6 protein-coding genes and 4 pseudogenes are annotated in these 9,331 nt (G+C 67.4%); 3 read left to right on the top strand and 7 right to left on the bottom strand.

Annotated features, from left to right (window positions below; all coding sequences use genetic code 11):
- Positions 1 to 179 precede the first annotated feature (179 nt).
- The 3 genes and pseudogenes from ACWCXX_RS39675 to ACWCXX_RS39665 all read right to left on the bottom strand — a co-directional run.
- Positions 180 to 2,123, bottom strand: coding sequence for a hypothetical protein (locus ACWCXX_RS39675; RefSeq protein WP_451135973.1), 1,944 nt, complete (start codon positions 2,121 to 2,123; stop codon positions 180 to 182).
- Positions 2,124 to 2,653: 530 nt separating this feature from the next.
- A complete protein-coding gene (locus ACWCXX_RS39670; protein ID WP_451135971.1) occupies positions 2,654 to 3,007 on the bottom strand; it encodes a hypothetical protein in 354 nt (117 codons plus the stop codon).
- A gap of 324 nt (positions 3,008 to 3,331) precedes the next feature.
- Positions 3,332 to 3,853, bottom strand: a pseudogene (locus tag ACWCXX_RS39665) (IS30 family transposase); the annotation flags it as partial.
- A gap of 41 nt (positions 3,854 to 3,894) precedes the next feature.
- Between ACWCXX_RS39665 and ACWCXX_RS39660 the strand changes: the two are divergent.
- Positions 3,895 to 4,119: pseudogene (locus ACWCXX_RS39660) on the top strand (IS1380 family transposase); the annotation flags it as partial.
- A gap of 64 nt (positions 4,120 to 4,183) precedes the next feature.
- Here the strand turns inward: ACWCXX_RS39660 and ACWCXX_RS39655 are convergent.
- Entirely contained in the window at positions 4,184 to 5,011 is an 828-nt protein-coding gene (locus ACWCXX_RS39655; protein WP_451135969.1) for a PhzF family phenazine biosynthesis protein, read from the bottom strand.
- Here ACWCXX_RS39655 and ACWCXX_RS39650 point away from each other — a divergent pair.
- Together ACWCXX_RS39650 and ACWCXX_RS39645 are read left to right on the top strand one after the other, a co-directional pair.
- On the top strand, positions 5,000 to 5,230 hold the full coding sequence (locus ACWCXX_RS39650) for a tetratricopeptide repeat protein (RefSeq protein ID WP_451135967.1): 231 nt from the start codon (positions 5,000 to 5,002) through the stop codon (positions 5,228 to 5,230). The two genes, ACWCXX_RS39655 and ACWCXX_RS39650, sit on opposite strands and share 12 nt — an antisense overlap.
- A gap of 759 nt (positions 5,231 to 5,989) precedes the next feature.
- Positions 5,990 to 7,708: an IS1182 family transposase gene (locus ACWCXX_RS39645; protein WP_451135965.1), complete on the top strand. Its 1,719-nt coding sequence runs from the start codon at positions 5,990 to 5,992 to the stop codon at positions 7,706 to 7,708.
- 185 nt (positions 7,709 to 7,893) lie between these two features.
- Here the strand turns inward: ACWCXX_RS39645 and ACWCXX_RS39640 are convergent, their stop codons facing one another.
- The 3 genes and pseudogenes from ACWCXX_RS39640 to ACWCXX_RS39630 all read right to left on the bottom strand — a co-directional run.
- Positions 7,894 to 8,271, bottom strand: coding sequence for a VOC family protein (locus ACWCXX_RS39640; RefSeq protein ID WP_392263679.1), 378 nt, complete (start codon positions 8,269 to 8,271; stop codon positions 7,894 to 7,896).
- A gap of 116 nt (positions 8,272 to 8,387) precedes the next feature.
- A pseudogene (locus ACWCXX_RS39635) lies at positions 8,388 to 8,714 on the bottom strand (transposase); the annotation flags it as partial.
- Between the two features lie 77 nt (positions 8,715 to 8,791).
- Positions 8,792 to 9,280 (bottom strand): annotated as a pseudogene (locus tag ACWCXX_RS39630) (IS6 family transposase); the annotation flags it as partial.
- Between the last annotated feature and the right edge of the window lie 51 nt (positions 9,281 to 9,331).

The following is a 9,331-nucleotide window of genomic DNA, read 5'->3' as shown; positions in this document are numbered from 1 at the left end:
GGCGCCCTGCGGGTCAGGGGGTTCACGGCTGTCGTGCGATGTTGTTCAGATCGCCGGAACAAGGCCTTGTTCCGGGGCGCTCGCGCCGGCTGGCGCCGCAGTGACGGTCAACGCCCGGTCACCGGCAGCGGACCCGGGCCCTGGGCCTGGATGTCCAGGTTCGGGGTCGGTTTGCAGGGTCAGGCAGCCGAGGCCTTGACGCCGCCCTTGCCCCGGTAGTCCGGGGTCTGCGTCTTCTTCTGGGACTGCTTGTGCTGCTCGGTACGCGTCGTGGTCGTGGCAGTGGTCGTCTTCTTCTGGGCGCGGAGCTTGGCGACCCGGTCGGTGACGCAGGTGTCGTACCCGCCGCACTCGCTACGGGCCTGCTGGTACAGCGGGTCCGCGTTCGACTTCTTCGCCTTCTTCGCCGACTCCGCGATCGCCTCCGCATTCTGGGTCTTGCGCTGGTTCGTCTTGGCGGTCGTGGTCTTGTGGACGTCCGTGGTGCGGGGCTGGTCACCCTTGGCGGTGGCTTCCTTCTTCTGGGCGCGGAGCTTGGCGACCCGGTCGGTGACGCAGGTGTCGTACCCGCCGCACTCGCTACGGGCCTGCTGGTACAGCGGGTCCGCGTTCGACTTCTTCGCCTTCTTCGTCGACTCCGCGATCGCCTCCGCGTTCTGCTTGCGCAGCCTGTCCGTGCGCTCGGTGACACAGGTGTCGTACCCGCCGCACTCGCTACGGTCCTGCTGATAGAGCGGGTCCGCGTTCGACTTCTTCGCCTTCTTCGTCGACTCCGCGATCGCCTCCGCGTTCTGCTTGCGCAGCCTGTCGGTGCGCTCGGTGACACAGGTGTCGTAGCCGGCGCACTCGGTACGGGCCTGCTGGTAGAACGGGTCCGCCTTCGACTTGTCGGCGATCGCTTTCGCGGTGTCGAGCGCCTTTTGGGACTTGATCAGCTCAGGAGCGACTTGGCGGGTGGCGTCCTGGGTGAATCCCTTGGAGGTGTCGAAGCCGCGGAAGAGGACCTCGATCTCGTTGTTGTCCTTGATCTCGTTGTAGTCGTCGATGATCCGTTTCGCGAGAGCCGGGTCCTTGCGTGCCTGCTCCAGCAGTTGCTGGTTCCTGCGGTCCAGGTGGGCTGCGTAGTCCTGGCTGATGCCATCGGCGATGACGCCGGCAATGGCGTCAGCCATCTGGTTGGTGCCCGTGCTGCCCCGGAACCCGGCCTTCGGGGTCTTGAGACTGCTCCGCCCCTCCCAGGACGTCATGGGCCCGGTCGCGGTCGAGCCGGTGGACTTCTTCGACGTGACCGTCGGCCCGGTCGCGGTCGAGCCGGTGGACTTCTTCGGCGTGGTCGGTGTGGCCGTCGGGTTGGTGGAGCCCGGTCCCTTCGGGGGCTGCTTCGGGTCGCGTGGTGTTGTCCGTGTGCCGCCGGTGTCGCCGTCGTCGTCCGGCGGTCCCTGGAGCCGGCGGCGGTCGGCCTCGGCCTGGGCCAGGTTCGCGCGGGCCGTCTCCAGCTGCCGCAGCTTCTCCCGGCGGTCCGGACGGGACTTCTTCGTCTCTTCCTCCAGGCCGGTGATCTTGTTCCTGAGGTCGCTGTTCTTCGCGTCGAGGCTCTGGATCTTCGCCGCCACGCTTTCCGCGTCCGGCCGAGTTCCCATGAGCTTCCGGTACCGCTTGGCCACGTCCTTTTCCTGCTTGCGGGCTACTCTCCGGGCCCTCTCGAGCTTCTCCCGCTCGGCGGGAGTCTGGGCCCGTTCGATCTTCTGGTTCAGGTCATGGATCTCGTTCCCGGCCTCGGCGAGCTGCCGGCGCAGCCCGTCGGGAGTCTCCTGCGCCCGCCGTTTGAATTCCTCTGTGTCCTGCATAATTCTCGGCAGGTCGTCCTTGAGCGAGAAGCCGGAGATGCCCCTTTCCAAGAGGCGCCTGGCTGCGATCTGCCGGGCGAGCTTCCACTTGTAGTACGGGTCGTGACCGTCCAGCGCGGCCGCGACCCAGGACTCGTACATCTGCCACTGCAGCCGTTCCCAGCGGCTGGGCTCACGACCGGAGGAGTCCGAGGCCGGACTCGGTGGGGGCGGCGCGGCCGACACCGTCGCCGCCGGCCCGACCAAGGTGAAGCCGACCGCGGCGATGACGGCCACCAGAACCATCCGCACAGACACCGGCCAGCGGCGAGGCACACGAGCCAGCCACCAACCGACCCCTCTCCCCCGGCGGGAAACGGACTTACGCAACGAGACGTTCACGGGATTCCTCCTGGGACAAGGACAGGCGGGGCGCCCGGCGGCCGAACCCACCGCGGCTTCGAATTCCGGCTTCACTCCGCACTCCTGGACTACGGGAGAAAGCCCCCGCACCGGACGCCGACGAACGGCTGCGGAGCGGTACGAGAAGCGTCGCGGGGCACCCACCCCCGCACAACAGACCAAGGAGTCCGGGACAGTCCGGACCTGTCCGCCCTGGTCAAGAGCCCTGTCCACGGCCCACAGCCCTGAGGTCCCGCCCAAGGGGACAACCGACGCCCGGACAGACCCGGACCGTCCAAGCCACCGCACGATCTGACAGGACACCGCTGAGCCGGAACAGCCCCAGCCCGCGAGCCGTCGACCCGGAAGAAGCTCAGCGGTCCGGGACCGTGCGGCCCCGGCCGGCGACGGTGGAGTCCCGTCGCCTACGGGGTACGGCTGTGCTTGCAGACGGCGTCGCTGCCGTGCTGGCCGGCCATCCGCCAGAGTACGCGCTCGTCCAGGTCGGACGGCTCCGGGAGCATGGCAGTGAGCTGGGACTCCCACGCGCCCAGGGCGTCGGCCGCGGCCTCGGGCGTCACGCACGCCCGGCCCCGGTAGGTGTACGGGTCGACGACGGTGGCCACGGTCGCCGGCAGCAGGTGCAGCACCGCGCAGGCGGTGCTGAGCGCGGCGATCGCGTCGGCGACGAGGGCGTCGGGGTGGGTCTCCTCCTGGTGGCGGGCGGCGTAGGTGGCGGCCCGGTCGTCGTGCTGGTCGCCGCGCACCGTCTCGGTCACCTCGCACCCTTGCCTCTCGCAGGTCCACCGGGGCCAGACATCCCGGTGCTCCGCCCTGTGGCCCCTGCTGTACCCCACGGCGCTCCCCTTCTTCCGGGCTCGGAGGGGTCAGTACATCAGCGGGGGCGGTGGCATGCGGCGGACTGGTCCGGGGGCCCGCAAAGGATGAAGGGCGGGGCGGTGCCGGTTCAGGCGGGTGAATTCTTTCCCTCGCGTACGCGGGCGCGGCTCTAGTCCAGAACATCCAACTTGGTTGCAAATTAGCGCAGTTGACATGATTTGCGTGGTCTATGATGGTGCGGTGCATCGAGCCGGGTGCCGGTCGGGTGCCCGAGGAGCTGTGAGGAGATCGGCGAAGTAGACCTTGACGTCGGTGGCCATCGTGAACCGCTTGTGGTCGGCCAGCTCAGTACCCCGGTCCCAGGTCAGTGAAGTCATCAACCCGTCGGGCAGGTAACGGATTTGATGACTCAGCGCGGAGATCACACTGGCGGTGTCCTTGCCTGCGACCCGGACGAGCATGACGTAGCGGGAGTGCCGTTCGACCCATGTGGCAATGTGGCTGTTCTTCGCACCGGTATTCAGGTCGCCTTCCCAGTGGCCGGGAACAGCCCGGTCCTCGGCCTCGGCCGGAGGTTCGCGGATGGAGACCGCCTCGCGGATGCAGCCGCGCTGCTGACCTGCGGTGGAGGCGTTCTTTGAGCGGCGCATCGTGCGTCGGCGGCGCAGATGGGAGACAAGCTCCTTCTTGAGTACGCCTCGGGCCTGGATGAACAGGCTCTTGTAGATCGTCTCGTGAGACACGTACATACCGTCCTCGGGCGCGAAGGTGCGGGCCGAACCGGCTCGGGCCCCATGCCAGCAGCCCGCGCCCGACCACTCAGTTACCCATCGCAGTGCCCGACTCCGACGCCGACCCCGAGACCGGCGATCTCATCTCCGATGCCGAAGTCGCCGAGATACCCGCATACCGTGCTTTCGCGAGCCGGAAGAGAGCGGAGCGGGTCACCGCCCGGCTGATCGTGCGCCGAGTCCATGACCTGGCCAAACCCGCCACCGTGGGTGAACAGGGCGAGCTGTTTCCCGTCTGTCGCTATCACCCCTTCTTCACCGGCCAGCCCGCCGCGCCGTGCGGGCCGATCGGGAACATGTGGCCGATCCCTTGGAATCGGACGGTCAGGCGTGCAGGGTTCCGTCGAGGATGGTGACCGCATACCCGGTGAGATGAACGCGGTCACCGCGCACGGCAGTCCTGACAAACCCAGTGCGCGCGGATAGCTGCAGGCCGGTGAGCCCGCTGCGGCCGATCCGTGCCGACCAGTAAGGGGCCAGTGCGGTGTGGGCGCTGCCTGTGACCGGATCCTCGAGGATACCCTCGGCGGGTGAGAAGAAGCGGGAGACGAAATCGTATTCCAGGCCGGACCCGGACGCCGGGGCCGTGATGATGACGCCGCGCAGACCTTCACGGCGGGTCAGGTCGGCTATCGCCTCGAGGTCGGGGGTCACGGCCCGGACGGTGGCCTCGTCGGGCAGGACGGTCAACAGGTCACCGAGCGCACCGGTACGGAAGGCGGCCTCTGGCTTCACCCCCAGAGCCTCCGACAGGCCTGCCGGCACCGGGACCTCGGTGCCGGGCGCGGCCGGAAAGTCCAGGGTGATGCTGCCGTCCTCGTGTGCATGCGCGGTGAGGACGCCGCTGAACCGGCTGCGGAACCGCAGCGCGCCGACACCCCCTCGCTCCCGCCGCAGCGTGTGCGCCGTGGCCAATGTGGCATGGCCGCACAGATTAGTCTCGGTAAGTGGGGCGAACCAGCGAATCTCCCAGTCGGCGCTCTCGTCGTCGGGGAGCGGCCGCACGAATGCGGTCTCCGAGTGATTCATCTCGGCGGCAACCTGCTGCATCCAGGCAACTGCAGGCCACTCTCCGGCATCAAGCAGGCACACGCCTGCAGGGTTGCCTGCGAAAGGCCGGTCGGTGAAGGCGTCTACGACGTGGATACGCATACCGCGACCATATCGACGCCAATCACAGCCAGACCAAGTCCAATCCGAGGGAAGTGGACTGATTTACAGTTCCGAGTCTCCGCTTGCTCGCGCACCGACGACGCCATCAACCTGCTGGAACACGTCCTGGCCGACCGCGAGCGGATCCTCGGCGACGAGCACCCAGATACTCGTTCTGTTCGTGATGTGCTGTCTCGGTGGCGGTCGGCGGGGGGATGACCTTTGGGAAGTCTTCGTCGTGGCCCCGTGTTCCTGGCGCGTCTGGTGCGTTAGGCCGTCTCGAATCTTGCCAAGGCAGATCGGGAAGACGCCCGTCCAGGGCGGTACGGGGTAGTCGGTGTGGCGGGATATGTGGCGGGCCCGGGGTGGTGTCTGGTGTGGGACATGACGGGGCAGGGCTGTCTGCGTCTCGTCCAGGTGCGCGTCCCGGCCGGGTGCTCATTTCTCGGCCGGGTCGTGGGCGTGTTTGAGTACCATGCGGGCCGCGACGTGGTCGTCGGTGTCGACGGAATTCCAGAACGGGTGTGTCGACACGGTGGTGCTGAGTTCCAGCAGCCGGGTTCTGAGGCGGGCGACTTCCGCGGCCTGTTCCTCTGTGTAGCCGGGGCTGTCCGGTTTCGCGGAGGTGTAGGTGCCTGTGGAGCTGTTTGTCGTTGCCGGCCCGGTGGCAGTCTTTCAACCACTTCCGAGAATTCTGGCATTGCTCGCATATGTACGCGCTATGGATATGTGAGGACGGCTGGGAGGTTGCCCTCCCAGGGTGACCCGGTGACGGGACTTCCCGCTTCGTCCTGCTGCCCCGGAGCCCTGGGGGGCTCTGGGATTTCTGCAGTCCATGGGCGTTGCAGCCCCTTTTCCAGGGGACTGGCCCGGTCTAGCTTGACTCTGTCGGGGATCTTGGAGTTTCCCGGTGCGGCAGCATGATCAACGGGCATGCTCGGGTAGTTCCGCCGATCGATGCAGCTGCCGAGGTGCCTGTTGTCCCTTCGTCCCCGTTCCGGTGAGCACATCCCGCCTCTGACCGCGCGGATCGCGCGGGCGAGCAATCCGGGTGGTACAACGGCGATGTGGGTGCGCGACCGGCTCGATGGACTGTGGCGGGACGAGGACTTCGCCGACTGGTACCCGCGGGATGGGCGCCCGGGGCTTTCGCCTGCTCAACTGGCCACCGCCTGTGTGCTGCAGTTCCTGCTCGGCCTGCCGGACCGGCAGGCCGCCGAGGCGGTCCGCTGCCGCATCGACTTCAAATACGCCATGGCCATGGAGCCGGACGACCCCGGGTTCCACCACAGCGTGCTGGCCGACTTCCGCGATCGCCTCGCCGAAGACGACCGCGCCGACCGTCTTCTCGACCTCGCGCTGGCCCGCCTCAAAGAGGCCGGACTGGTGCGCGAGCGCACCACGCAGCGCACCGACTCCACCCACGTCCTGGCCGCCGTGCGCGACCTGACCCGCCTGGAGTTGATCACCGAGGCGGTCCGCGCCGCACTCGAAGAAGTCGCCGACACCTCCCCTCACCTGCTCGACGAGCTGGTCGACGAGCTGGTCGACGAGGACTGGGGGCTCCGCTACGGCCGACCGGTCCGCCTGGGCAAGAACCCCACCAAACCCAAGACCAGAATCCTCGCCACCAGAAACGACGCCGTCCGGCTCCCGGAACACCTCTACCAGCACGGAACAGACCACACTGCCGACCCGCGCGTCCATGCCCTGCGCCAGACCGTGGTGCAGAACTATCACCGTCACGCCGCAGGACACCTGCGCTGGCGCACCGCCGAGAAGGAAGACGGGCCCGGACTGCCGCCCTCGTCCCGGGCGATCGTCTCGCCTTACGACACCTCGGCCCGCTACGCACGCCACGGGCACATCATCAGTTGGAAGGGGTTCTCCGCTCACCTGACCGAGACCTGCGCTCCCGGCGGCCCGAATGTGATCACGGATGTGGTCACCACCGCGGCCACCACCCACGACAGCCAGGTCCTGCCCGGCATCCACGCCCGCCTGGCGCGTCGCGGGCTGCTGCCCCCCGAGCACCTGGTCGACGCCGGCTACACCTCCCTGCCCCACCTGGCACAAGCTACCCGTGAACACCAGGTCACCGTCTCCGGGCCGCTCCGGAGCAACCCCACCCTCCAGCACCGTCGGAACGAGGGCTTCGCCCGGGACGACTTCCACATTGACTACGACCGCCAGCAGGTCACCTGCCCCCAGGGACAGGTCAGCGCGGGCTGGCACGGCCCCTACCCGACCTCCTCGCCCACCGCGGCCCCGCTGATCGTGGCCAGGTTCACCAAGAGCCAGTGCCGCCCCTGCCCGGCCCGCGCGCAGTGCACCAGCACTGCAGACAGTGCGCGCACTGTGGGCTTTCCCCCGCGAGAACTCCGTGACCTGCAACTTCGCGTCCGTACCGAGCAGCAGACGCCCGAGTGGAAGGCCCGCTATGCGGTCCGCTCCGGAGTGGAGGGCACGGTCAACGAGTTCGCCCACGGCCACGGCATGCGGCGCTGCCGCTACCGAGGACAGGGAAAGGCCCACATCCAACACGTCCTGACGGCCATCGCCGTCAACATCGAGCGCCTCAGCGGACTGCCATCGGACGAGGAAACCCCCGCACCCCGCCGACCGACCGCCTTTCAGGACTACCTCGACCAGCGCGGGATTCCCCGGCTGAAGTCCTGGCGAACCTTGGGCAGCTGACCTCGGCGACTCCAAGATCCCCGACAGAGTCAAGCTCAGTGAGTGTCTGGAAAGGCGGGACACCGGCGCTGAGTGGTCAGACGACTCTCCAAGGGCCGGTAATCGACGGATGAACAGGCTTCGGCCTGGGAAGCCGCCGCATGCGGCTTTCCAGGCCATGGTGGAACCTCAGCCCGACCTGGTAATTACTCCGCAACGTTGATGTTGTTCGGGGGGTTGAATACGCAGAACTCGTTGCCTTCCGGGTCGGCAACGACGATCCAGCGAAAGCCGTGTTCGCTGAGTTCTTCAGAGAGCTTCGCAGCGCCGAGCCGTTCGAGGCGATTGACCTCGGATACCAGGTCTGCGGTGCCAAAGTCGAGGTCAAGGTGCATGCGGTTCTTGCCCTGCTTGGGTTCTGGGACGTGCTGCAGGAGAAGGGTTGGTGCAGGAGCGGGCCCGACCAGGCTCAGGTAAGGGGGTCCGTGGAAGCCGCGCCGGTAGTCCAGCGGGGCGAGCGCGGCGAGCCAGAAGTTCGCTTGCGCTTCGGTGTCGACACAGTCCAGCGTCACAACGATCTGCATGGCGGAACGGTAGGAGGCTTGGTGCGTCCTGACGATCCATTTTTCGGCAGCACCCGAGGTGGTACTGCCGCTCTTCAGGCCCAAGCATCCTCTGCGAGCCCTTATGCCGGCGAGTCCTTCTTCGACCAGTCCTTGCGAGGACCGCTGCGGGTGATCCTCCGGGTCATCAGGGTGATGAGTGCCCAGGTCAGGTAGGCTTCGGAATGTTGTGGAAGACGTTCGTAGTCGCGGACGTTGCGCCGGGCCTTCATGATCCAGCCAAGGGTTCGTTCGACTTTCCAGCGGCGGGGCAGGACGACGAAGCCTTTCGCGCCGCGGGGTCGGGAGACCGTTTTGAGGGTCATGTTGAGGAAGTCTTCGGACCCGTTGACGAGCTGGTCGGCGTAGGCAGAGTCGGCCCAGACCTGCGTGATCTGCGGTTGCATGAGCCGTAGGCGCCAGAGGGGCGTTGTCACGTTGTTGGGTGTGTGGGTGTCTGACTGTGCGTCGAGGTGTGGTGGGGCCGGGTGCCGGCCTGGGCTCAGGCCGCAGTAAGTCGGCCGGTGACGCCGGTGATCTGCTCCCAGATGGCGAAGCGGACGGTCATCTCGGCGCGGTGTTCGGATGCGGTCACCAGGTGGCGGCGGGGCCGGAAGTGGGGTGAGATGCCGCTGAACGCGGACAGGAAACGCTGGGCCCCGCCCACGCTGCGGAAGCCCTTCATGGCCCGTTCGCGCTGGCGGGTGGGCTGGTGACTGTTCTCGGCCCGGTTGTTCAATCCCTTGTGCGAGCGGTGCTCCACCGAGGGCATGACCTCGTGGTGGGCCGCCCCGTAGGAACGCAGCTTGTCGGTGACGACCACCCGCGGCACCCTGCCCGTCTTCGTCATCAGCCTGCGGAAGAATCGCCTGGCCGCGGCCGTGTCCCACCGGTTCCGGACGAGGATGTCCAGGACGTCGCCGTCCTGGTCGACCGCCCGCCACAGGTACTTCTGCTCTCCGTTGATTCTGATGAAGACCTCGTCCAGGTGCTTCCCAATGCTGATGTCAAGCCGCCGCTGTCACTGGGGGTGTGACCTGGT

The sequence above is a fragment of the Streptomyces sp. NPDC001732 genome, assembly GCF_053596315.1.
This window is presented reverse-complemented; position numbering and strand designations above follow the sequence as displayed.

Excerpts from the sequence above, each read along its gene's own strand:
- ACWCXX_RS39655 (WP_451135969.1), bottom strand. The coding sequence starts at position 5,011 with ATGCGTATCCACGTCGTAGACGCCTTCACCGACCGGCCTTTCGCAGGC.
- ACWCXX_RS39640 (WP_392263679.1), bottom strand. The coding sequence starts at position 8,271 with ATGCAGATCGTTGTGACGCTGGACTGTGTCGACACCGAAGCGCAAGCG.